The 23,050-nt window shown below is 64.2% G+C and carries 24 protein-coding genes; 13 read left to right on the forward strand and 11 right to left on the reverse strand.

All coding sequences use genetic code 11. The features are described from left to right. Positions 1 to 182: 182 nt before the first annotated feature. The 3 genes from AADZ90_RS09080 to AADZ90_RS09090 are packed head-to-tail and all read left to right on the forward strand — an operon-like array spanning position 183 to position 3,418. Positions 183 to 1,460, forward strand: a complete 1,278-nt coding sequence (locus AADZ90_RS09080) for a cobyrinic acid a,c-diamide synthase CobB (protein WP_367309671.1) — start codon at positions 183 to 185, stop codon at positions 1,458 to 1,460. Between the two features lie 40 nt (positions 1,461 to 1,500). Continuing rightward, positions 1,501 to 2,727: an MFS transporter gene (locus AADZ90_RS09085; protein WP_367309672.1), complete on the forward strand. Its 1,227-nt coding sequence runs from the start codon at positions 1,501 to 1,503 to the stop codon at positions 2,725 to 2,727. Position 2,728: 1 nt separating this feature from the next. Continuing rightward, entirely contained in the window at positions 2,729 to 3,418 is a 690-nt protein-coding gene (locus tag AADZ90_RS09090; protein WP_367309673.1) for a hypothetical protein, read from the forward strand. Positions 3,419 to 3,610: 192 nt separating this feature from the next. On the opposite strand, the gene soxR is transcribed toward AADZ90_RS09090, so the two are convergent. After that, the gene (soxR, locus tag AADZ90_RS09095; RefSeq protein ID WP_367309674.1) at positions 3,611 to 4,066 is read right to left on the reverse strand and encodes a redox-sensitive transcriptional activator SoxR; all 456 of its coding nucleotides are present in this window, start codon (positions 4,064 to 4,066) and stop codon (positions 3,611 to 3,613) included. A gap of 68 nt (positions 4,067 to 4,134) precedes the next feature. Here soxR and AADZ90_RS09100 point away from each other — a divergent pair, with 68 nt between their 5' ends. Next, complete coding sequence (locus tag AADZ90_RS09100) at positions 4,135 to 4,509, forward strand: VOC family protein (protein ID WP_367309675.1); 375 nt, start codon at positions 4,135 to 4,137, stop codon at positions 4,507 to 4,509. On the opposite strand, the gene AADZ90_RS09105 is transcribed toward AADZ90_RS09100, so the two are convergent. After that, positions 4,510 to 4,917: a hypothetical protein gene (locus AADZ90_RS09105; protein WP_367309676.1), complete on the reverse strand. Its 408-nt coding sequence runs from the start codon at positions 4,915 to 4,917 to the stop codon at positions 4,510 to 4,512. A gap of 178 nt (positions 4,918 to 5,095) precedes the next feature. On the opposite strand from AADZ90_RS09105, the gene cysS reads away from it, so the two are divergent. From cysS to AADZ90_RS09125, 4 genes are all read left to right on the forward strand, one after another. Beyond that, positions 5,096 to 6,580, forward strand: a complete 1,485-nt coding sequence (gene cysS / locus AADZ90_RS09110) for a cysteine--tRNA ligase (RefSeq protein ID WP_367309677.1) — start codon at positions 5,096 to 5,098, stop codon at positions 6,578 to 6,580. Positions 6,581 to 6,848: 268 nt separating this feature from the next. Then, positions 6,849 to 8,471, forward strand: coding sequence for a citramalate synthase (gene cimA / locus AADZ90_RS09115; RefSeq protein ID WP_367309678.1), 1,623 nt, complete (start codon positions 6,849 to 6,851; stop codon positions 8,469 to 8,471). Further along, positions 8,468 to 9,184 (forward strand): class I SAM-dependent methyltransferase, encoded by a 717-nt coding sequence (locus tag AADZ90_RS09120; protein WP_367309679.1) that lies wholly within the window; start codon positions 8,468 to 8,470, stop codon positions 9,182 to 9,184. The genes cimA and AADZ90_RS09120 overlap by 4 nt, the downstream gene beginning before the upstream one ends. Next, the gene (locus tag AADZ90_RS09125) at positions 9,181 to 9,933 is read left to right on the forward strand and encodes a squalene/phytoene synthase family protein (RefSeq protein WP_367309680.1); all 753 of its coding nucleotides are present in this window, start codon (positions 9,181 to 9,183) and stop codon (positions 9,931 to 9,933) included. The genes AADZ90_RS09120 and AADZ90_RS09125 overlap by 4 nt, the downstream gene beginning before the upstream one ends. A 167-nt stretch (positions 9,934 to 10,100) precedes the next feature. Here the strand turns inward: AADZ90_RS09125 and AADZ90_RS09130 are convergent, their stop codons facing one another. The 4 genes from AADZ90_RS09130 to AADZ90_RS09145 all read right to left on the reverse strand — a co-directional run bounded on the left by AADZ90_RS09130 (position 10,101) and on the right by AADZ90_RS09145 (position 11,818). Next, positions 10,101 to 10,493: a hypothetical protein gene (locus tag AADZ90_RS09130; RefSeq protein ID WP_367309681.1), complete on the reverse strand. Its 393-nt coding sequence runs from the start codon at positions 10,491 to 10,493 to the stop codon at positions 10,101 to 10,103. Further along, positions 10,490 to 10,741, reverse strand: a complete 252-nt coding sequence (locus AADZ90_RS09135) for a hypothetical protein (RefSeq protein ID WP_367309682.1) — start codon at positions 10,739 to 10,741, stop codon at positions 10,490 to 10,492. Before AADZ90_RS09135 ends, AADZ90_RS09130 begins: the two co-directional genes overlap by 4 nt. A 143-nt stretch (positions 10,742 to 10,884) precedes the next feature. Beyond that, positions 10,885 to 11,085 carry a hypothetical protein gene (locus tag AADZ90_RS09140; protein ID WP_411996986.1) on the reverse strand — a complete coding sequence of 67 codons (201 nt, stop codon included), beginning with the start codon at positions 11,083 to 11,085 and terminating at the stop codon, positions 10,885 to 10,887. Positions 11,086 to 11,326: 241 nt separating this feature from the next. Continuing rightward, positions 11,327 to 11,818: a PleD family two-component system response regulator gene (locus tag AADZ90_RS09145; RefSeq protein ID WP_367309684.1), complete on the reverse strand. Its 492-nt coding sequence runs from the start codon at positions 11,816 to 11,818 to the stop codon at positions 11,327 to 11,329. 128 nt (positions 11,819 to 11,946) lie between these two features. Here AADZ90_RS09145 and AADZ90_RS09150 point away from each other — a divergent pair, with 128 nt between their 5' ends. Further along, positions 11,947 to 13,608 (forward strand): hypothetical protein, encoded by a 1,662-nt coding sequence (locus AADZ90_RS09150; protein WP_367309685.1) that lies wholly within the window; start codon positions 11,947 to 11,949, stop codon positions 13,606 to 13,608. 7 nt (positions 13,609 to 13,615) lie between these two features. Here AADZ90_RS09150 and AADZ90_RS09155 read toward each other — a convergent pair whose 3' ends face one another. From AADZ90_RS09155 to AADZ90_RS09170, 4 genes are all read right to left on the reverse strand, one after another. Continuing rightward, complete coding sequence (locus AADZ90_RS09155; protein WP_367309686.1) at positions 13,616 to 14,446, reverse strand: hypothetical protein; 831 nt, start codon at positions 14,444 to 14,446, stop codon at positions 13,616 to 13,618. Then, on the reverse strand, positions 14,443 to 14,838 hold the full coding sequence (locus AADZ90_RS09160; RefSeq protein WP_367309687.1) for a lysozyme inhibitor LprI family protein: 396 nt from the start codon (positions 14,836 to 14,838) through the stop codon (positions 14,443 to 14,445). Before AADZ90_RS09160 ends, AADZ90_RS09155 begins: the two co-directional genes overlap by 4 nt. Positions 14,839 to 14,938: 100 nt before the next feature. Further along, positions 14,939 to 15,817 (reverse strand): CPBP family intramembrane glutamic endopeptidase, encoded by an 879-nt coding sequence (locus AADZ90_RS09165; RefSeq protein WP_367309688.1) that lies wholly within the window; start codon positions 15,815 to 15,817, stop codon positions 14,939 to 14,941. Then, positions 15,814 to 17,019 carry an MFS transporter gene (locus tag AADZ90_RS09170; RefSeq protein ID WP_367309689.1) on the reverse strand — a complete coding sequence of 402 codons (1,206 nt, stop codon included), beginning with the start codon at positions 17,017 to 17,019 and terminating at the stop codon, positions 15,814 to 15,816. Before AADZ90_RS09170 ends, AADZ90_RS09165 begins: the two co-directional genes overlap by 4 nt. Before the next feature lie 208 nt (positions 17,020 to 17,227). On the opposite strand from AADZ90_RS09170, the gene AADZ90_RS09175 reads away from it, so the two are divergent. Together AADZ90_RS09175 and AADZ90_RS09180 are read left to right on the forward strand one after the other, a co-directional pair. Continuing rightward, the gene (locus AADZ90_RS09175; protein ID WP_367309690.1) at positions 17,228 to 18,253 is read left to right on the forward strand and encodes an alpha/beta hydrolase; all 1,026 of its coding nucleotides are present in this window, start codon (positions 17,228 to 17,230) and stop codon (positions 18,251 to 18,253) included. An 85-nt stretch (positions 18,254 to 18,338) separates the two neighbouring features. Continuing rightward, positions 18,339 to 19,535, forward strand: coding sequence for a winged helix-turn-helix domain-containing protein (locus AADZ90_RS09180; RefSeq protein ID WP_367309691.1), 1,197 nt, complete (start codon positions 18,339 to 18,341; stop codon positions 19,533 to 19,535). 188 nt (positions 19,536 to 19,723) lie between these two features. Here AADZ90_RS09180 and AADZ90_RS09185 read toward each other — a convergent pair whose 3' ends face one another. Next, positions 19,724 to 20,917 (reverse strand): oxidoreductase, encoded by a 1,194-nt coding sequence (locus AADZ90_RS09185; RefSeq protein WP_367309692.1) that lies wholly within the window; start codon positions 20,915 to 20,917, stop codon positions 19,724 to 19,726. Between the two features lie 128 nt (positions 20,918 to 21,045). On the opposite strand from AADZ90_RS09185, the gene AADZ90_RS09190 reads away from it, so the two are divergent. After that, positions 21,046 to 21,882, forward strand: coding sequence for a MurR/RpiR family transcriptional regulator (locus AADZ90_RS09190; RefSeq protein ID WP_367309693.1), 837 nt, complete (start codon positions 21,046 to 21,048; stop codon positions 21,880 to 21,882). Positions 21,883 to 21,905: 23 nt separating this feature from the next. Continuing rightward, positions 21,906 to 23,027: an ABC transporter substrate-binding protein gene (locus AADZ90_RS09195; RefSeq protein ID WP_367309694.1), complete on the forward strand. Its 1,122-nt coding sequence runs from the start codon at positions 21,906 to 21,908 to the stop codon at positions 23,025 to 23,027. Positions 23,028 to 23,050 lie beyond the last annotated feature (23 nt).

Raw genomic sequence — 23,050 nt, forward strand, 5'->3', positions numbered from 1 at the left:
GCCCCGGACCCCAGAGTATTTTGGGCCAGATGAAGTGCAAATGAGCTCCCTTCATCTGGCTTCAAATACTCCCGCCGGAGGCACCCGCCAATGCGCGAACCATCCCCGCTGGACAAGATGATGCGACCACTAAGCCAGCCACGTCCCGCCCGCCGCAGGCGGCGCTCCGCAGGAGCGCTCTGATGCCGGGTCTCATCCTCGCCGCGCCGGCCTCAGGTAGTGGCAAGACTACCGTCACCCTCGGCCTCCTCCGCGCCCTGTCGCGGCAAGGTATTCCTGTTGCCGCGGCCAAATCTGGCCCCGACTATATCGATCCGCGCTTTCACGAAGCCGCTTGCGGCCGCCCCTGCCTCAACCTCGATGCCTGGGCGATGAGCGAGGCGCGCATCCGCTCCCTCGCCACCACGGAAAGTCTGCTCCTGATCGAGGGCGCGATGGGCCTCTTCGACGGCGCCCCGCCCCATGGCAAGGGAGCGACAGCGGACCTCGCTCGAATGCTGGACCTGCCCGTGGTTCTCGTGATCGACGCCGCCCGCATGGCGCAGTCCATTGCGCCGCTCGTGGCCGGATTTGCAGCCCACGACCCCGCCGTCCGCATCGCGGGCGTTATCCTGAACCGCATCGGCAGCGACAGGCACGAGCGGATCTTGCACACGGCGCTCACTCCCCTCGGCATCCCGGTCCTCGGCGCCTTGCCCCGCGATGATGCACTCGCCCTACCCTCCCGCCACCTGGGCCTCGTCCAAGCAGGGGAGCGCGCCGATCTCGAGAGCTTTCTAGATGATGTGGCTGACCGGATCTCGGCGGCGATTGACCTCGATGCCCTTCGCGCGCTCGCCGCGCCTATTGAAGGAGCGAGCCTCTTCCGATCGCATCTCGAGAGAAATGCCCTGAAGGGTCGCCGCATCGCCATCGCCCGCGATGTGGCCTTCGCCTTCACCTATCAACACCAGCTTGCGCTTCAGCGCGACGCCGGGGTCGAGCACCTCTTCTTCTCCCCCCTCGCCGACGACCCCGTGCCCGAGGCTGACGAGATCGTCCTCCCCGGCGGTTACCCGGAGCTCCACGCCGCCCGCCTCGCCGCCGCCTCGCGCTTTCTCGACAGCCTGCGGGAGGCCGCGCGCACCACCGACATCTACGGCGAGTGCGGCGGTTACATGGTACTCGGCGAGAGCCTCACCGATGCCGATGGGATGCGGCACAAGATGGCTGGGCTGCTTGGCCTCGAAACCAGTTTCGCCACACGCAAACTCCATCTCGGCTACCGTACCCTCCGCGCGCGCGGAGGTGCCTTAAAGGGCTTCTACAAAGGCCATGAGTTCCACTATGCCACCACGCTCCGCGCCGAAGGTGCGCCCCTCTTCGAAGCCTGGGACGCGGAAGGCATCGAACTGCCGCCCATGGGGCTGACCGACGGCCGCGTCTCCGGCTCCTTCGCCCATATCATCGACACCGCCTGACGGTCTTGCCCTGCCCTGCACTCAGGCGTAACCCGTCCCCATGACCCTCGCCGATACGACAGCCCCTCTAGAGGACGACCGCCGCGCAAAGCGGAACGTCGCGGTGCTGGTGGCGGCGCAGGCGTTCCTCGGCAGCCAGATCACGATGATCTTCGTGGTCGGCGGCCTCGTCGGCCAGTCGATCTCGCCCAATCCGTGCCTCGCGACCCTGCCGATCTCGATGATCGTCTTCGGGTCGATGACGACCGCACCGTGGCTCTCGCAGATCATGCAGCGCTTCGGCCGGCAAACCGGCTTTCTGATCGGCGGCGCGGGCGGGCTCGCAGGCTCCGCCATCGCCGCCTACGGGCTTTCGCTCGGCAATTTCTGGATCTTCCTCGCGGGCAGCTACCTGACGGGCATCTACATGTCGGCTCAGGGATTCTATCGCTTCGCCGCCGCCGACACGGCGTCGGAGGTCTTCCGCCCCAAGGCGATCTCCTACGTCATGGCGGGCGGCCTCATCTCGGCGCTGATCGGCCCGCAACTCGTCAAGGTCACCGACGATATCTTCGCCGTCCCGTTCCTCGGCACCTACCTCGTCGCGATGGCGATCAACGTGATCGGCATGGCGCTGTTCTTCGCCCTCGACATCCCCAAGCCGCCCGTGGCCGATGCTTCCACCCCCGCCTCCCGCTCGCGATGGGAGCTTCTGAAGACGCCCAGGATCGCGGTCGCCGTCATCTGCGCCATGGTCAGCTATGCTTTGATGAACCTCGTCATGACGTCGACCCCGCTCGCCGTCGTGGGCTGCGGTTTCACGGTGGGCAACGCGTCGGACGTGGTCACCGCCCATGTCATCGCCATGTTCGCGCCGAGCTTCTTCACCGGCCACCTGATCGCCCGCTATGGCGCGACAAAGATCGTGGCCAGCGGCCTCGTCATCCTCGCTGCAGGGGGCGCCGTTGCCCTCTCGGGCATCGAGCTTTTCAACTTCTTCGGCGCGCTCGTCCTCCTGGGCATCGGCTGGAATTTCGGCTTCATCGGGGCGACGACGATGCTCGCCTCCGCCCATGCCCCGCATGAGCGTGGCCGGGTCCAGGGAATGAACGATGCGCTGGTCTTCGGTTGCGTCACGCTGGCCTCGCTGGCCTCGGGCGGGCTGATGAACTGCTCCGGCGGCACCGCGGCGGAGGGGTGGAATGCCGTCAACCTCGCCATGGCACCCTTTCTCGTCCTTGCGGGCGGCGCGCTGATCTGGCTGGCGCTGCGGCCCCGCTCCAGCTGAGATGTTCCGCCGCCAGCCGCTCGTCAGCGCTGATATGGCGGACTGGACCGCCGACAATTTCGACTGGGCCACGCCCGCCCTGCCCCATCCGGCGCCGCTGATCCTGCCGACGAAGGACTTTTTCAAGGCCGGGCGCGGCGAAGACCATGCGACTGCCATAGCGGTAACCGACGACATCAAGCGCCATCTGCAGATCACGCGGCCGATCGAACTCGAAGCGATCCTCGACGTGCCGGAAGAGTTCCAGCACAGTTATCAGGCCACAGGCGCCGCCGCGGGCACCTACCACTACGACGAAGAAACCCCGCTGATCCGTTATGCTCCGCGCCTGCTGCGCCGGCCGGTCAGCTTCATCAACGTCATGGCGCACGAGCTGATGCACGACAAGCTGGCCGGCCGGGAGCACCTGATCCCCGGCGGTATCGCGGTGCATGAGCTTGCCACAGATCTGCACTGCATCATCTGGGGCTTCGGCGTCTTCCAGCTGGAAGATGCCGAACAGAGCGGCTGGTCCGGCTACATGACACAGGCCTCCCGCGCTTGGGCGCTGGCGGAATTCCTCGCACGGAATGGACATGGCGCCGAAGAAGCGCTGTCGCATCTCTCGCCGCGGCCAAAACGCTTGTTGAAACGGGCGGTGGCGGAGTTCGCCGCGGCGGGAGTGGCGGGTGGCGGAGCGTCCCCGCGCTGACGCGCGGACCCGCACCCCTGCGGGGAGCGGGACGCAGCAGGCGGGGTTGACGCCTTGTATCGGATCGAGGGAGTGGTTCGCGCGAGGGGGTCTTCGACCCTTCGGGCCTGAAAGGCTCCACCGGAGCTCTTCTCAGACGGCCCTCGGCCTCCGGCGGGGATATTTGGGAGGCAAAGACGAATGCGGAGCCCTTCAATCCGGCGGCCGGTCGCCCTTGAGGTAGCGTGGGCCGGGGCCGTGGCGGCGGGCGCGGTCCTCAGGGTTGTAGAGCTTGCAGCTTTTCAGCGACAGGCAGCCGCAGCCGATACAGCCGTCGAGCTTGTCCCGCAGGACCTCCAGCCGCGTAATCCTCTGGTCGATATCCGCCCGGAAACCACCCGCGATCCGGCCCCAATCGGCCTTGGTCGGCGAGCGGCCTTCCGGCAGGCCATCAAGAACCTCCGCAATCCGTGACAGCGGGAAGCCGAGCTCCTGTGCGATCATCACGAAAGACAGCCGCCTTATATCCGCCCGGTCATAGCGGCGGTGCCCGCCCTTGTTCCTCAGCGGCCGGACCAGCCCCTTCGTCTCGTAGAACCGGATGGCGGAGACGGCGAGGCCGGTCCGGTCCGCGAGATCTCCGATCGTTAGGCCGGGCTGTCGGGTCATGGCGCTTGATCTCAAGTTAGGTTGAGGAATTATCCATGATTCGCCAAGGTAATGACAGGAGAGATCAGATGGCGATGTTGGAACATGTAAACGTGACCGTGGCCGACCCGGCGGCCACGGCCGAGATGCTCTGCGACCTTTTCGGCTGGCGTATCCGTTGGGAGGGGGACGCGATGGTGAGCGGCCATACCAAACATGTGGGCGGAGACGACTTCTACCTCGCCATCTTCTCTCCGGGCGAGACCGAACCCGGCGACGGGCGCTACCAGCGGCGCGGCGCGCTCAACCATCTGGGCGTCGTGGTCGATGACCTCGACGGTGCCGAAGAGAAGGTCAAGGCGCACGGCTACACGCCCGTCAGCCACGCCGCCTACGAGCCCGGGCGGCGCTTCTACTTCACCGAAGAGAACGGGATCGAGATCGAGGTGGTCAGCTACGCCTGATTACGGGGCCAGAAGATGCGCGAGGCTGATCGCCGGGATGGCGACGGCCAGCGCAACTGCGATGGCAAGGAACGGCAGGCCAAGGGTCGCAATCCGGCCCGCTTTGTCGCCGCCCTGAAGACGCCGCATGACCGGGTTGACCAGCGCGACGACGTAGCCCGCCACCAGCGACCCGGCGACCCCCGCCCGGGGTGGCGCGCTCGCCGCGTTCTGCGCGTCGAGCGGCACATTCATTTGCAGCCACAGCACATAGGCCATCAGCGCGATGCACCCGCCGAAGAAGACCATCCCGAAGGTCGCGGACCCGTGGCGCAGCACGAGGTACACCGGCATCCCCAGCGCGATGCCGTAAAACCCGGCGAAGAAGGCAAGTTGAGCAGTCGTCATCGGCGGCACGGTTGGGCGCATGGTGCCGGTCTGTCAAGCCGCCCGGAAAGGGTTGCGCGCGGGGTGTGTCTTTCTGTAGAGGGGTGCCCATGACGACCTGCTGCATCATCCGCTGCATTATCCGCTGACACCAGTCGCGGGCCTTTCGTCGTATCCTCCTGATCCACACGATGTCACCGGCCCGCGGGGAGAGACCGCCATGGGCCTGACCCTCTACAACACCAAGACCCGCCGGAAGGAGCCGTTCGCGCCGCTCGATCCCGAAAACGTGCGGATGTATGTCTGCGGGCCGACGGTGTACGACCGGGCGCATCTGGGCAACGCGCGGCCGGTGCTGGTCTTCGACGTGCTCTACCGGCTGTTGCGCCATCTCTATCCGAAGGTGACCTATGTCCGGAACTTCACGGATGTGGACGACAAGATCAACGCCACCGCCCTGGCCCGGAAGGAGGCCGGTGCGGAAGGCACGCTGGAAGAGCTGGTCCGCGAACGCTCGGACGAGACGATCCGCTGGTATCACGAGGACATGGAAGCGCTGGGCGCCCTCCGCCCGGATCATGAGCCGCGGGCCACGGCCTATATCGGCCAGATGATCGCGATGATCGAGGCGTTGATCGCCAACGGCCACGCCTATGCGGCAGAGGGCCACGTGCTGTTCTCGGTCGACAGCTACGGTGACTACGGCGCCCTCTCCGGCCGGACGGTCGAGGACATGATCGCCGGCGCCCGGGTCGAGGTCGCGCCCTACAAGCGCGACCCGATGGATTTCGTCCTCTGGAAGCCGTCGACCGACGAGTTGCCGGGCTGGGAGAGCCCCTGGGGCCGCGGCCGGCCCGGCTGGCATATCGAGTGCTCGGCCATGGCCTACGAGCTGCTGGGCGACACGTTCGACATCCACGGCGGCGGCATCGACCTGCAATTCCCCCACCACGAAAACGAGATCGCCCAGTCTAAATGCGCCGGGCACGGCTTCGCCAAGGTCTGGATGCACAACGAGATGCTGCAGGTCGAGGGCAAGAAGATGTCCAAGTCGCTGGGCAACTTCTTCACCGTGCGGGATCTGCTAGATCAGGGTATGCCCGGAAATAGGGGAGTGCCGGGACCGGTCATTCGGTTTGTCTTCCTACGCACCCACTACCGTAAACCGATGAATTGGCGGCAGTCATTCGCGATAGAAGCAAGGAAGAAACTTGACCTTTGGGCACTTGAGGTATCGTTAAACTCTGACTTAGAGGCGGAGTTCACCTCTAACCGCGATGCATTCGTAAGACATCATGTCTCGAAAGATGTCGTTGAGGCACTTTGTGATGACCTCAACACACCTTTGGCTCTCAGCCATATTTCCAGAATTTGGCAACCACTGGAGGGGCTGAACCGAGCAAGCTTGTCTTATTCCGAGATCATGGAGCAACACAGACGCCTTGTCGCAAGCTGTTTTATTCTCGGCATCGACCTGTTCGAATATGCGCGCGAAAACTCAAATGAGAAGATCGACCTCTCCGAGTTTGAGATTCGACTCCAAGAAGCGCGTGAAGCCGCGATTGAGACTAAGGATTTCTCCGCGGTAGATGCGCTCAAGGCAATGCTTGTAAACTCAGGAGCCGAGGTGCGCATGAGCAAGGCAGGGGTCCAAGTGATCGCCGGTCCAAACTTTGATCCGTCGAAGTTGGAGGTCCACAAGTGAGCGTGCCCGTACCCAAGCTACACCAAACGAAGGTTCGCCCCCGGCCCGAGGGTGGGGGCGAATTCGCCCCCGCCCTGGGGGGCGGGTCGGGGGCGAACCGGGCCGCAAGCGGCCCGAGGGAAATAGCAGTCAAATGCTTCACTCTGTCTGCGCTTTTTCGAGGCACTGAACCAGAGGTCCCGGCTCAACGCCCAGACGACGTGTCGTGGAACGGCCGTTGGTGCGCTCCTAAGAGGTCCGCCGCCCGAAGCCACGACGGAGCGACCTGATGCCTGACCGCCTCTACCTCTACGACACCACGCTGCGCGACGGACAGCAGACCCACGGCGTCCAGTTCTCGACCTCAGAGAAGCAGCGCATCGCCAAGGCTCTCGACGCGCTCGGCATCGACTATGTCGAAGGCGGCTGGCCCGGCGCCAACCCCACCGACAGCGCGTTCTTCGATGCCGCCCCCACGCTCACCGCCCGCCTCGCCGCCTTCGGGATGACCAAGCGCGCGGGCCGCTCGGCCGAAAACGACGACGTCCTCGCCGCCGTCCTCAACGCGGGCACCGACACCGTCTGCCTCGTGGGCAAGACCGACACGACCCATGTCAGCGGCGCGCTCGGGATCTCGAAGGAGGAGAACCTCGAGAACATCCGCGCCTCCATCGCCCATGTCACCGCAAAGGGCCGCGAGGCGATCTTCGACGCCGAACATTTCTTCGACGGTTTCGCCACCGATCCCGCCTATGCCGCCCTCGCCGCCCGCACCGGCTATGAAGCCGGCGCCCGCTGGGTCGTCCTCTGCGACACGAATGGCGGCGCCATGCCGCAAGAGATCACCGCCGGGATCCGCGCCGTCATCGACGTGGGCGTCCCGGGCGACCATATCGGCATCCACACCCACGACGACACAGGCCAGGCGGTCGCCAACTCGCTCGCCGCCATCGACGCGGGCGCCCGCCAGATCCAGGGCACGCTGAACGGCCTGGGCGAGCGCTGCGGCAACGCCAACCTCACGACGCTCATCCCGACGCTCGTCCTCAAACCCGCCTTCGCCGACCGCTTCGAAACCGGCGTGACCGAAGACGCGCTGGCCGAACTTCGCCACATCTCCCGCCTGCTCGACGACATCCTCAACCGCGTCCCGGTCAAGCAGGCACCCTATGTCGGCGCGTCGGCCTTCGTCCACAAGGCGGGCCTCCATGCCAGCGCCATCGCCAAGGACCCGTCGCTCTACGAACATGTGGAGCCTGCCGCGGTCGGCAATGCCCGCGTCGTGCCGATGTCGAACCAGGCGGGCCAGTCGAACCTGCGCGCCCGCCTCAAGGAGGCCGGGATCGAGGTGGCCAAGGACGACCCCGCCCTCGGCCGCATCCTTGATACGGTCAAGGCGCGCGAGGCGGCGGGCTATTCCTACGACACCGCCCAGGGCTCGTTCGAGCTGCTGGCGCTCGCCGAACTCGGCCGCCTCCCCGACTTCTTCGAGGTCAAACGCTACCGGGTCACGGTCGAACGCCGCAAGAACCGCTACGACCGGATGGTTTCGGTCTCCGAGGCCGTCGTCGTCGTCAAGATCGGTGACCAGAAGATGCTCTCGGTCAGCGAGTCGATGGATGTCGAAGGCCGCGACCGCGGCCCCGTGAACGCGCTGGCCAAGGCGCTGGCCAAGGATCTCGGCCCTTACCAAAGCCTCGTCGAAGACATACGTCTGGTCGACTTCAAGGTGCGGATCACGGATGGAGGGACCGAGGCGGTGACGCGCGTCATCATCGACAGCGAAGACGGCGCCGGACGGCGCTGGTCGACCGTCGGCGTCAGCGCGAATATCGTCGACGCCAGCTTCGAGGCGCTGCTCGACGCTGTCCGCTGGAAGCTGGTCCGCGACGGGGCCAAGACCGCCGCATGAATTGGGACGCCTTTTTCACCCTCCACCGCGACCTCCCGCGCGAGGGGCCCGGCACGGCGGATGACGTGCGCTGGGTGCTCGACACCGCCGGGATAACCGGGCCCGTCACCGTGCTCGACGCCGCCTGCGGCCCCGGCGCCGATACGGAAACGCTGGCCGACGCCCTGCCGGATGCACAGATCCACGGCATCGAAAAGACCCCCCATTTCGTCACGGAGGCGCAGGCCCGTACCGCCCGCTTCGGCCCCCGCGTCCGGATCACCGAAGGCGACATGGCCAACCCGCAAGGCGGACCGTTCGATTTCATCTGTTCCGCCGGTGCCGTCTACTTCCTCGGCATCACCGAAGCGCTGACCGCCTGGCGCTCCCACCTGCGCCCCGGCGGCGCCGTCGCCTTCTCTGAACCTTGCCTCTTCCAGACCCCGGCATCCGACGACGCCCTCGCCTTCTGGGAGGGCTACCCCACCACTGACGCCACAGGCATCGCCGACCGTGTCACAGCTGCAGGCTACCGCACCATCGCGACCCGCAAGGTCAGCGACCAAGGTTGGGAGGACTACTTCCAGGGCGTCGAAATCCGCGCCAAGGCTCTCGAACCCGACGCTGACCCGGACCTCGCCGACATCATCGCCCAAGCGCGCAAGGAAGCCGCCGACTGGCGCCGTCTGAAGGACCAGACCGGCTACCTCCTGACGATCGCGCGCCCCGCATGAGCGTCGCCGCCTGCGCAGCCCTCGTCCAGAAAGGCGACCCCGACCGCTTCCTCGCCGCCATGGCCGCCCCGGTTGCCGCCCGCGACGTCCTCTTTCCGCTCTACGCCTTCAACCTCGAGGTCGCCCGCGCCCCCTGGGTCACATCCGAGCCGATGCTGGCCGAAATGCGTCTTCAATGGTGGCGCGACGCGCTGGCCGAACTCGCGGGCAACGGCCCCGCCCGCAGCCACGAGGTCGTCGATGCGTTGACCTTCCTCGACCCGGACAGCGCGCAATGCCTAGACGCCCTCATCGAAGCCCGCCGCTGGGACGCTTACAAGAAGCCCTTCGCCGACGAAGCAGCCTTCTTCGCCTATCTCGACGCGACCGCTGGCCACCTGATGTGGACTGCTGCTCGCGCCCTCGGTGCCCCGCCCGAGACCGAACCCCAGATCCGCAAATTGGCCCACGCCGCCGGCCTCGCCCGCTTCCTGCAAGCCATCCCCGCCCTCGAAGGATCCGGCCGCATTCCTTTGGTTGATGGCCGCCCAGAGGCCATCACAACCCTCGCGACCCGGGCCCTTGAGGAAATGCCCCGCTTGCGCCCCCTCATGCGCCGCTTCGGCGCCCCCGCCAAGGGCGCCCTCACCGAAGCTGCCCAGGCCCGCCCGCTCCTCGAACGTGCGGCTAAGGCACCTAAGAGCGTGGCAGACGGCACCCTCGCCCTCTCTCCGGTCCAGCAACGCCTCCGCCTCCTGATCCTGCCCTGAGCAGCCTGATGTGCGACGGTGCACGTCCTTCCTCGATGCAACTTCTTGGGACGCAACGCAGCCGGCCGGTCATGTATCTCTGGCCCGGATCTCCGTTCTTTGCGATCTGGACTGAACGCTCGATCCCGCTCTCCACATCGCGACGAACAGACCGGCGCGGCAAACTCTCAGGCCATATCCGGCAGCAGGAAGATGGCACGCGCCGCATCCGTGCTGAGCCTTTCGGCGTCGTACCATCTTAGCAGCACGTTCTTTGACATGAGGTCCGGGTTCTCGCCAACGAAGACATCAAAGTCATTGGCGGGTTTCATGGCCAGCCGTTCTGCAATCAGGCTCAGGAAGGCATAGGTGATCGTCAGGTTGAACTTCCGGGGCGCCCCCGCCCTGGCGGCAATTGTCCTGATCCCCTTCGCATAGATGACCGACGCATCAAGGAAATCGTATTTCCGAAGCAGATCAAACGCCACACGCACATGCTCGGCGTGGTGAAATGTGGCCGCATCGATGTCATGCGCCTCAAATGCCAGAGTGACAGGCGCGCAGTCAGGCGCATCCCTCACGTCTCGGTCTCCTTAAACTTGTGACTGTCCGATGCGCTCCAATCCAGGTCGTAGACTGATTTCAGCTGTGCGATTTTCTCGATCGTCTCTTCCGAGAACGGCGGTTTGTTCTCGAAACTGTGCAGCACAATCCCTTCGATAAGATCGCCAAGGGACATATCCAGATGCTCTGCTGTTGCTTTAAGCACCTTCAACAGCCGCTTTTCGATCCGTATGCCGGTCTGGGTGCGTTCGATCTTAGCCTGCATGTTGATACATATGTACATAAATACCAAAAATGTCCACCACCAAGTCTGATGCGCAGCCGACCGCGGCGGGGCAGACGCCGTCTCGGTCGCGGGCTCATACTGTCACCGATCATCGCAAAGCGATGCGTCAGATCGGCAGCTCCTCAATGCTTCAGGTCGTTCCCCGGGGCCATCCCTCCAACACACATGCCCTTCCGGCCCTGGTGGGTATCTGCGACACGCAATAATTCACGCAACCAGCCTGCAGAGCCTTTGCGACGAGCGCTTCCTGCCCGCTCGGCACCGCAGTGCTTGCCGACGGCATCATCGGCCGCCCAATAAAGCGCCTCGACGAGAGCGATCATGAATTGATCGGTTTCGGATTGGCTGGGGGGTCGATTGCTGGAATCCATCGGAGGGGTCTGCTCTTCAGTTGTTATTGTGTTCTACGGCCAAAAGATGTGACCGGATGCCGGGCACGTGCGCGGCTGCGAGACGCCAAAGCGCCCCGTGACAGAGACAGGCGAAGGCCGAAGGCACTGTTGCCCGGTCCAGGATGTCGTCGATCCGCGTACTGTATCTGCCGCACCGTCTGAGCCCGCACGATCAGTCCTTTGCTCTGTAGGCCCCGAGCGCGGACAGCACCTTGGTAAGTGCGTCGCCGAGACCCGAAACCGGCGGCGCCAGACGGGACATGAGCTCCTCCAGCAGCGCACCTTCTAAGGCCGGCTCGCCATTAATCGGAAACACGATGTCTCCCCCGGCGCGTGTGATCTGTGCTCCCAGACCCGGCAGGATCAGCGGCGCAACCGCGACGACCGGCGCCGTTGCTGATCGTCCGCCCGATGACCGAAGACGTCTTATCAGGTGCGGGGCGTAGCTCTCGGTGCGGTCAATCTCGATCATAACAAGATCGAACCGCTCGTTGACGAACAGCTCGAGCGCCTCCGCATCGTCCCGTGCGGCGACGGCCCGCCAGGCCTTGCGCTGCGAGGCAGCTTCAAGCTGATCGGCGGTCTCCGTGTCGAACCCCACCAGCAAAATCGAAACTGCCTCGCGCGACTGCCCGTCGGTGGGCTCGCCACTCTGGTCTTGCATGCTTATTCTCCCTGCCCACAATGACGCTATGATGTGCAGGGCGCTGTCGGGCCAGCACGTGCCCCGCTGTGACATGTATTCAGGCGCGTTCTGTCGGCGGGCCTGACGCCGGGCTGAAGGATCGGGACATGGCCGGAAACGAACCTGACCGACTGCGCTCCGAAAAGCTCGAGGCCACCCTTTCGGACATTGCCGCATCCGGGGTCCTGGGGACCGGCCGGCGTCGAATGGCCTTGCTTCGCTATCTCATCGAACAGGAACTTGCCGGGCGCGGCGAACAGATCAAAGCCTACTCGATCGCCGTCGATGTGCTGGGCCGCGGTGAGGACTTTGATCCAAGCACGGACAGCATCGTGCGGACCGAGATCGGCCGTCTGCGGGACGCGCTTCATCTGTTCTATGCCGACCGCCAGGGCTCTGGCCATGTACAGATCGAGATACCAAAGGGCACTTACAGGCCGCGATTGCAGGTTTCGGAGCCTACGCCTGTGCACCCGGCGGCCAGATATCGCCCGCCAAGGCGCGTCTTGCTGGCGGGAGCAGCGCTTCTGCTGCTTGCGGCCGGTGGGCTGCGCCTTGCGACACTCATTGCGGATACCGGGGCACCCGCAAGCAGGCCAGGTGGCGAGTTCATTCGGATTGCGGTCTCACCGATCCGCGCGACGGGCACCCAGCCCGACGTGTCCCGGCTGGCATTCGGCCTGCGTGCAGAACTTGTCACCGATCTCAGCGCATTCCCCTGGATCGTCGTGGTTTCAGGCACTTCGGCCGATGCGGTCGACGCCGATTACGACCTGCGGGTCCAACTGCAATGGACCGGCGCGCGCCTTCAGGCGAGCTCTGTCCTGACAGAGCGTCCGGCACAGGCCGTCATCTGGACCAACCGGCAGGATATCGACGCCGCGCTCGGCCCGATCGAGGCCGTGCAACACGAGGTCGCCACGACCCTTGTCGAACGCCTTGCAACCCGCCACGGCATTGCGCCGGACCTTGCAAGGTCCACGGCCGCGCGCAGGTCCAACGCCGATCTCGACGCCTTCATGTGCTTCATGGGGATCTACGCCTATTGGGACGTGCCAAGCGACGAAAGGCACGCGGCGCTGCGGGATTGCCTGCAATCCGCCGTGGCGCGCTTTCCCGAATACGGGGAAGCGTGGGCAGCGCTTGGATTTCTCTACATGGACGAGGCACGACAGGGTCGAAATCCAAGGCCGGGTCGGGATGCGTGGCAGGATGCTGGAGCGGCGATATCGAACGGGCTGGTCTACGCGCCGCTGCGGCAGCCCACCCTGAACGCCGCGATGGTTTTCAACATGGAGCGGCCGGACCGCGATCTCGACGCCTTCCGGCGGTACGGGGATCGCTTGGTCGAACTCTTCCCTCGCCACACGCTGTCGCTTGCGACCTATGGCAGCAAACTGGCAGAGTTTGGGGGACAATGGGATGAGGGTCTGGAACTGGTCGATCTGGCGCTTCAACTCGATCCGCAACCGCCCAGTTGGTACTTCCTGCCCGGCGCGCTTGACGCGGTCGCGTTCCGCGATACCGACGCCGCGCTGCAGGCAGTCGTTCCGCTCAGCTCGCAAACCTCGAAGCCCGAGCTTGTCGTCAAGCTGCTGGCGGCAGCCCGCACCGGCGATAGGGCAGCGATGGATGTGGCAAGGGCCCTGCTTCGGGAACAGGGCCTCGATGGCGCCGAAGACGTCGCCAACTACCTTCGCAACCGGCGCTATCACCCGGATCTGGAAGCGGCCTTGCTTGATTACGTCTCTATTCTGAGCCGGGACTAGGTAATCGCTAGTCGCGCGGAACAAGGCTTGGATCGTAGGGGACCACGAAGACGTTTCGCGTCACCTGAGTGCTGGCCGTATAGTCGCCGTCGCCAAGGAACGCGACGGATCCAAGGCCAAGCCGCTGCATATCCGCAAGGCTGTACGTCCATCCGGTATGACCGCTCTGACGCCAGGCCCCGATATTGCCCGGCCGCATCCCGTGAAGGGTGAACTCGCCGGAAATGCCAAGGGTGTCGAAGAAATCCGCTTCGTCCTGGCGCGAGATCTCCGCAAACGCCACCTGCTGGTCGATTGCCTGCTCGATCACCTCGCCGGACGCGCCTTCGGGAAGGGCCGGAACAAGCGCGGCTTTCAGCGCTTCACGTTCCAGATCTTCGCCGCTTTGGCCGGGCGTGCTCAGCGCGATCACATCGTACTGCGTTTCCGATCCGTGCCATCCGACGAAGGATGCGGCCCGGATGGTCTTGCCGGACCCGGCCGGAAAAATGTAATTGGCGCAGGACGAAAAGCAGATGGCGTCGACAACGATGTCGAGATCTTCTTCGTTGATCCATCGTCCGATCACCCGCGCGCTGTTGGTGTCACCTCCCAGAGAGTTGACCACGAATGTCCCGGCGCCGGATGTGTCCTCCGTGGCCAGAAACTCCAGAAACGCATCCTGCGACGCGATCGAGATCGACCCGAAGAAATGTATCGCGCCGTCCTCAACCCAGATCCGCGCCGGATCGTCCTGAGCGAAGACCGGCGTCGGATCCTGCGCGACTGCCGGTCCCGATGCGAGCGTCCCCGCGACGGCAAGCCATAGCTGGCGTCCCGCGCCGGATCCGATCCTCACGGCAGTGAGGCCATCAGTTCGTCGATGCGCTGGCGCGTGGCCGCGACCCGGCAAGACCCCTCCGCGATCTCGGCCCCGGAACCGCCGCCGAACAAGGCCGCCCTATAGGCACAACGCGCGTCCCGGTAGGCCACCCAGGCAACCTGCGCCTCCTCAAGCGCTGGTACGGCGACCTCCCTCTCGGTGACCGCGTCAAGCTCTGCCGCGGCGTCCCGCGCGAAACCAAGCGCCTCGTCCAATGTCTGATCCAGCACGCGGATCTGTGCTTCGACACAGGATGCCACCTCCACCTGGCTGGAGACCTGAACGCCGCATTCCATCGCCGTGTCCGCCGGTGCGGGGCCCGCGATGGCAAGGACGGTAAAGGGGATAATCACATATGATCGGGTCACCGGAAGCTCCTGCTGGTTCTCAACGACTTGGCTGAAGGCGAATCAACGTATGGTGGCAAAAAGGATACTCCTTTTGACTGCTGCGCGCAGTACATCACGATCAACTCGGGCGCGCGGCCTGCCGCCGACGCCACCGCAGCCAGAAAAGCAGCACGATCAGGCCATAGATCGGCTCGTTCCCGTAAAGCAGCACCTCCCCGATCCGCCCCAGAAACGTTGGCGCCATATCGCCCGCGGCAGCCACTGCATCCAGCGACGGGTCCTGATCCTGCCCGAACGTCGCACTGTTCAGGCCCACCGAAAGGTCCCAAAGCGCGTGCAGGATCACGCTCGGCCAGATACTTCCCGTTCGCAGCATCAAGGCGCCGTAGAGAAATCCGCCCCCCGCGGCGTGGAGCACTTGTATCGTCGTCGCGCCCAGCGGCTGACCACTCATCCAGTTGACGTAATGCATCGCGCCGAAAAGAAGCGACGACAGGAAAAGCGCCACCACCGGCCCGCCGACCCGCTCGATCGCATGGAATACGATCCCGCGGAACAACACCTCCTCAAAGATGCCGACCAGGACGACGAAGATAAGCACGCGCCCCCAGATAGCCGAGGTCAGCGGCGGATCCGTTTCAGCTCCGCCGATGAGCGCAAGAATGGACAAGCTGATGAGGCTTCCTACGAATAGGGCCGGCAGAAGCAGGGCCCAAAACCCGACCCCGACCGGGCGCGAAACGATACGGCACTCTTGCCACCAGCCAAGGAGTGCAACCACTGCAAGGACACTGGCGGCCAGTCCGATCTCTGTCGGAAGCTTCGCCAGAAAAGGGGCAATCCCCGTCTCGACCTCGCCGCGTCCAAAAGCATTCGATTGGGTCAGGGCTGGAATTGCAAAATAGGCGAAGTAGACGCCGATCAAGGCAATCATCAAAAGCAGCCCGTTGCGCGGCTGCGCAGCCCAACTCCGGAGCAGGTGCAGGCGGAAGGTCATGGCCTTGCGTCACCCTTCACGGTCTCTGATCGGACGAACAGAATCAGGACGCAGGCGGCCAGCAACGCCGCTGGCAGAACCGACAAGGCCTCCGCGAAGAGGCCGCCCGTGAGGTCGAGGATAAGGCCCACCAAAGGTTGAAACAACAGCGCAGCCCCGATGCCGATCATGTTCACGAAGGCGACGATCGTGCCGACGACCGATGGCGGCTGTCCGTCCCGCGCGCCCGCGAAGGTCAGCATCTGGGCGCCGCCAAACAGACCCGCTGCAAACAGCATCCCATTGAGTAAGACGGGTGATCCACTCTCGCTGTAGAGGAGCAGCGTCCATATCATCGCGGCGGCGAGTGACCCCGCAAGCATGATCCACTTCCGGTTTCCCAGCCAGTCCGACAAGGCCCCGGCAGCGACGCTCCCTGCCGCCATGCCAAAGAACATCGCCGCGATCGCGGTCTCGGCCGCCATGCTCGACAGATGGTGATCGGCGATCAGTTCCGCATTTCCCCAAAGGCCGCCGAAGACGTTGATCGGAATGTACATCAGCGCGCCGACAACGGCGAAAAGCCAGATCCGGCCTTGTGTGATAACCGCTCCCAGAGTCCTTAAGACGGTCAGCGTCCCTTTGTCCTCTGCCTGTCTGGGAGGGTCGTGCAACACCACAACGGCAAATGCGAACAAGACCAGCCCGGCCAGGCCCGTGCCGACAAAGGTCTGACGCCAGCCAAAGACACTCACGAACTCGGTCAATACGACGGCCCCGATGGCCGCGCCGGTCATTCCGATGGCGTTCACCAGGCCCGAGAGAAGCGCAAATCGTTGCGGCGCAAACCAGTGATTGACCACGAACAATGCCGACACGAACGCGAACGAGGCGCCAAACCCGGTCAGTACGCGGCCTGCCCCGGCGACAACCGGCGTGCTCGCAAGCCCGACCATCGCCGTTCCGCTCGCACAGGCCAGGATCGCAGGAAGGACGAAGCGACGCAGCCCATAGCGGTCGAGCAAAAGGCCAACCACAAGCTGCATTGGCGCGTAAGTCCAGAAGAAGAGGCTCGAGATCAGACCGAACCCCGTCGCGGACAATCCCAGGTCGTCAGAGATCTCGCCAGTCGCGATACTAGGCTCGATCCGCGCAACGAATTCGTACAGAAAGAACAGACCTGCCGTCGCAAGGGCCGCGAGTGCCGAAAATCGTGTGCCCAACGACGCATCTCCCTCCTGGTCCTTCCGAAACTCGAGACCAGTGTGTCCCGCAGAGGCAACGGATGCCTCGAAAACTCTACCTAGCGTAGATTACCGTAAGGGCATTCCGGTTGCTTGTCTGTGCCCTGGGTGATGCCGGCCGGTTTGTGATCACCCAGGCCCCTCTCTATATGTCGAACCAAAGCGACACGCGTCTTGGTCATCTCAATTGAAGCTGCATTCGTTACTGTTTATCGGGCTCCTCGCGGTCGTCTTTGCCGGTGTCGCGTTCTGGCGCCTCCTGGACCATGATCTTGACCGGCGAAGCAGCGAACCGTTCGACGTCATCTCCTCGGACAAGGTGGTTTCCGGAACGCTTTGGCTGCCGGATGGGGCAGCACAGGCCGCGGTCGTGCTTGTCCATGGCGATGGCCCGCAAGACCGAACCTCCGCCGGGGGATATGCCCCGCTGATCAATGCATTTCTCGACAGCCGTATTGCGGTCGCATCGTGGGACAAGCCGGGTATCGGCGGATCGGATGGGAACTGGCTGCACCAGTCCATGGCCGATCGTGCTGCGGAAACCCGCATCGCACTCGACCAGCTGACCCAACGCTTCGATGATGCCGCCATCGGCGCGGTCGGTTTTTCCCAGGCTGGCTGGGTCCTGCCCCGATTGACCTCCGATGACGCGGATTTCCTGGTGCTCATCGGTCCTGCGGTCTCATGGCAGGATCAGGGCGACTACTACATGAGGACACGGCTCAAGCGGAACGGCATGGGCGACGATGCGATCGCACAGGCGCTGGCAGACGCAAACAGGGATGACGAACGCGTTTTCGGCGCAGCAGCCCAGCCAGGCGACGCCCCGGACGGCATGTCACAGGATCGCTGGCGCTTCATCCGCGAAAACCGCGATGAGGACGCGCGACAGGCCCTCGCCCAACTCAACCTGCCGCTCCTTGCGATATGGGGCGCCGACGATCTGAACGTCGATACAGCCACCGACGCGGCCACCTACCGGCGATTGTTGGGCGATCGTCTCGATGGGACACAGATCATCGTTTGGCCGATGGCCACACACAGCCTCCTGAAAGCCGACGCCTACAATTGGCAACTGACCGAAGACTGGTCACGGTTCGCAACACTGCGTTTCGTTGCAGAAGGCCGTCACGCATTTGCGCCCGGCGCCCTTGAAGCGATTACCGAATGGATCGGCGAGCGGGCGAACCGATCGTTAAGGGCTGAAAACTGACATGCATCCACTTTGCAGCATCCGGACGTCTGGGCTCAAACCGGCCATTGAACTCTCTACGCCGCATCGCCGATAGAGTGTCGGGATGACCCGCCCGCATTTGGACAATCGGCGCGCCCGCCGCCTGTTTCTGGACCGACACCTATTGCTGCGCCCAGGATCAGGGCCTGGCAGGGGCAAGGATCTGGACGATATGCTCCACTCCCTCGGCTTTGTTCAGGTCGACAGCGTCAATACGCTCGCCCGCGCCCATGACCTGATCCTGTGGTCCCGCCGGGGACAGTACCGGCCGCGGGCGCTGGAACATCTTGTGGCCCGCGATCGGACCGCCTTCGAGCATTGGACGCATGACGCCGCGGTCATTTCGATGCCATTCTATTCCATGTGGCGGCTGAAGTTTGCCCGCGATGAAGCGCGGATGCGGGCACGCTGGCCCGAGGGGCGCCGCGCCGGATGGGAGGCAGAGATCGAGACCGTGCTGCGCCACATCCACGATCACGGCCCTGCCAGCTCGCTCGACGTCGGCGGTGACGAGAAGAAGGGGTCGTCTGGCTGGTGGGACTGGCATCCCTCCAAGACGGCGCTGGAGTTCCTCTGGAGGTCCGGCCAGCTGGCGATCTGCCATCGGCAGGGGTTCCGGAAGATCTATGATCTGACCGAACGCGTTATCCCGCCCGAGATGCTGAACCGCCGCTCGGACGATGGCGAGATCGTCGACTGGGCGATGTGGGAGGCTTTGCAGCGGCTCGGCTTCGGGACGAGCGGCGAGCTGGCCGCGTTCTTCGAAATCGTGACGCGGGACGAGGCGAAGGCCTGGTGTGCCGAGGCGCTTTCGGAAGGTCGCCTCATCGAGGCGGATATCGGGATGGCCGACGGCACGAGGCGGCGGAGTTTCACGACCGATGCGCTTCTTGACACTGCGGCGTCGCTGCCCGAGCCGTCTAACCGTCTGCGCCTCCTTTCACCCTTCGATCCCGCCCTGAGGGACCGGGCGCGGGCCGAACGTCTATTCGGCTTCCACTATCGGATCGAGATCTTCGTTCCCGAGGCCAGGCGGCGCTACGGCTACTACGTCTTCCCTGTCCTGCAAGGCGATCGCGTCATCGGCCGGATCGACGCCAAGCGGACCGGAAGTACCCTCGCCGTGCGCGCATTCTGGCCCGAGGCGGGTGTCCGGATGGGAAAGGCGCGCACTTCTGGCCTGATGGCAGAGCTTAACCGGCTCAAACCCTTGGCCGGCGTGAAGGATGTCGAGTTCTCAGACGGCTGGTTGCACGACTAACCCTAGGCGCAGGTTTGGTGGCGGCCCAAAGCTTGAGTTCGACACCTAGCGGCGCCATTCCAAAAGCTGCCACCAGCACATCGTACAGCCTCTTCCATATTCGATGGCTGCGCCGCGAACGACTTGTCTTTTGGCACTCGACATTGAAAGGCCCACTCGTCCTCGAACACGTTGCTCTCAAAGGCAGCTCATGTCCATTTGCGGGCGTTCCAAAGCTCAATTCGGGCGGTGTCGCGCGTCTCGTAGTCCCTCACGGCTGTCCTCAGGTCCGCGCCATCTGATGCCTCACGATCCTCGCCGATCTCCGTCAAGCGCATCGTATACCAAGCCGTGATCCCGCCTTCCGGAGGATCCGTAAACGTAGGAAAGGCAGGGCCGCCGGTATCGCCCGACCGCCACCTGTCCGGAAGTGCAGGGTCAAGGACGAGCGCGCGCGCAAGGCCGATGACATCGACGCCTCGATCAAGAGCATCCGCGGCCTGTTGCTGGGTCTTGAAACCACCAGTCACCATAAGGGGTTTGCGAGTCAAAGGCCGGGCTTTCTCGGCGAAATCGAGAAAGTAAGCCCCCCCGCCGGCTCTATCCGATGCAGATCGGGCTCCGGGGAAATACGTCCCGCCGCTGATGTCGATCAGGTCGATCCCGGACCCGTCCAGTGCCGTGATGACGGCGAGGGCCTCGTCTTCGACGAGTCCGCCTTCCAGCTGGTCAGTCGCGTTCAGCTTGATCGCGACCGGGAAACTCGGCCCGACCTCACCGCAGACTTCCTCTACAACTTCAAGCAGCAGCCGCATGCGGTTCGCGATGGGCCCGCCGTACCCGTCCTCCCGCTTGTTGAACAATGGGGAGAGGAACTGGCTTAGGAGGAAGCCGTGGGCCGCATGGACCTGAACACCACCGAAGCCAAGCTCCTTCGCCAAACGGGCGGTTCGTGCAAATTCCGATGGCAGAGCTGCCACCTCGTCGGCCGTCAGGGCCGAGCAGGCCACGCCAGGGATGTCGAGCGCGCTGGGCCCCTTCGGATCGCTGATGGGAGGATGGGCCATCGCACCCGCATGGCCGAGCTGGAGCCACAGCTGCGCGCCATTGGCGGACCCGCTACGAGCCAGGGCTCGAAACCGGCCGAAATCGGACGCTGGCCCCAAAACGAGGTTGCCCGGCTTCTCGGCGGATCTCGGATCGCCCTGCACCTCCCCGACGATCGAGACGGCCAGCCCGCCTTCCGCCCAGCGCTCATAAAGCCGGATCTGCGCGTCCGTCGGATCCCCCCGACCATCACCGAGCGAATCTGACATCGCAGACTTGGCGATGCGGTTCTTCAAGATTGCCCCGCAGGGCAATTCGAGGGGCTGAAACAGGCTGGCGTTGCGAAGATTGTCCATGGCGCAGCCTTAATCTGCCAACCGCGCTTTGTCTCCAAGTGCGGTCATTCAATATCACGTCGCAGCAATTCATCTTGCGATCTTTGGGGTATTGTGCAAGATTTCTTGCATACCGTCTTGGACTTCACATGTCGCTCATCGAAAAGATCTCGGATCAGGCCATGACACTGACGCCCAGCGAGCGCCGGCTTGTGGAAAACGTGATCGAAAGCCCGACCGCGGCTGCGCTCGGCACAGCCGGGGCGCTGGCCCGGGCGGTGGGTGTCCATGAAGCGACGGCCTCGCGGCTGGCGAAGAAGCTCGGCTTTGACAGCTATGCCGCGTTCCGTGATGCGCTGCGGGACGAGTTCATCGCCACGCGCGAAACCGCCACACGCTTCGAAAAGACCATCGCCGAAAGCAGCTCTGACACGATCTTGGGCAAGCTGGCGCGGGACGAGGCGCTGACCCTTGGCGGGATCGAAGACTTCATCAAGCCCGAGCAGATCTCCGACATCGCGTCCCTGTTGATGACGGCGAACCGGATCTTCATCTACGGCTACGGCAACGCGGAAGTTCTGGCGCTCATGATGGTCAAGAGGTTCCGCCGCTTCGGAAAGAACGTCCAGCAGCTCGACCCCGGCCCGCGCGGGCTGGCCGAACAGATGCTGGGTCTCGACTCCGGGGACGTGGTGCTGAGCTTTGCGTTCCGCCGCCCGCCGCGCGGCCATGCCGCCCTGATCGAGACGGCGAAAGAGGTCGGGGCGACGACTATCGTCATTTCAGGCAAGTCCGGCGCGCTTCTGACGCCTCGTCCCGACCATCTTCTGGCCGCGCCGCGGGGCGGCGATCCGGACGCGTTTCAAACCCTGACCGTGCCGATGACGGTGTGTAATGCAATTGTCATCGCCGCCGGTTTTACTGCCAAGAAGGAATCGCTGAAGAAGCTCGATCGGCTGGGACAATTGATCGAGCGCTTCGAGTAAGGAAGAACCCGAGGGAGGATTAGATGACGGTTTTGACGGCAACGCGCCTTGGCGCGATAGCTATTCTTTTGTCCACGGCCGCCTTGGCTGACGGGCATCTGGACGAAATGGGCCCGGAGGATCTGTTGCCGCTCGCCCAGGACGAGGGAACGGTGACGGTCTATTCGTTCACCAGCAGGATCGGTCGGGTCGAGACGGCGTTTGAGGAGGCCTATCCCGGCATCGATCTGCAAGGTTTCGACATCTCGTCGACAGAGCAGATCGCCCGGCTTCAGGCCGAGGCCCAGGCGGGCGTTACCAACGCCGACGTCATCTATATCTCAGATACGCCCGTGGTGCTGACCGAGCTGTTGGAGACCGGGATCATCGCGCCCTACGTGCCGCCGCGCGTGGCCGGCCGTGTTGCGGAGCAATACCAAAGCCCGCTCTTGGCCCAGCGTCTGTCGACCAAGGTGCTCATGTACAACGAAGAGGCCCATCCCGACGGAGCGCCGGTTTCCAACCTCTGGCAGCTGACGACCGGGGAATGGAATGGCCGCGTCGTGATGGTCGATCCGTTGCAGCGGGGCGACTACCTCGACCTGATGACTGAGATCGTGCTGCGCTCCGACGAGATGGCGGCGGCCTATGAGGCCCAGTTCGGTCAGGCCATCGACCTCGCCGGCGCGGCCAATGCGGGCGAGAAGTTCATCATCGATCTCTTCGCCAACGACGTGATCCTGGTAAGCTCGACGGATGATGTGAATGTGGCTGTCGGTGCCGTGGGGCAAGAGACCCCGCCGGTCGGCTTCACCAGCTATTCGGACCGCCGCGACAACGAAGAAGAGGGATGGGCGTTGCAGGTCGCCAACGGCGTGGAGCCTGCTCCGGGCATCATCTTCCCCGCCGTGCTGGCACTTGCAGCAGAGCCGAACAACCCCGCCGCCGCCCGCCTCGTGATCGACTTCCTGATGGGCGATGAAAGCGAAACCGGCGGCCCGGGACTGGCCCCCTTCTATGTCGCCGGGGATTACGTGACGCGGACGGACATTCCCCCGCATCCTGATGCAGTGCCGCTTGGCGATTTCACGGCCTGGCGGATCGCACCGGCCGAGACTGCGACGATCCGCGCCGAGATCGGCGATCTGATCCTGACGCTTCAGTAGCTCTGTCGCCGCAGCCGGGCCGG

This window comes from Aestuariibius violaceus, assembly GCF_040779325.2.
GTDB lineage: Bacteria > Pseudomonadota > Alphaproteobacteria > Rhodobacterales > Rhodobacteraceae > Aestuariibius > Aestuariibius violaceus.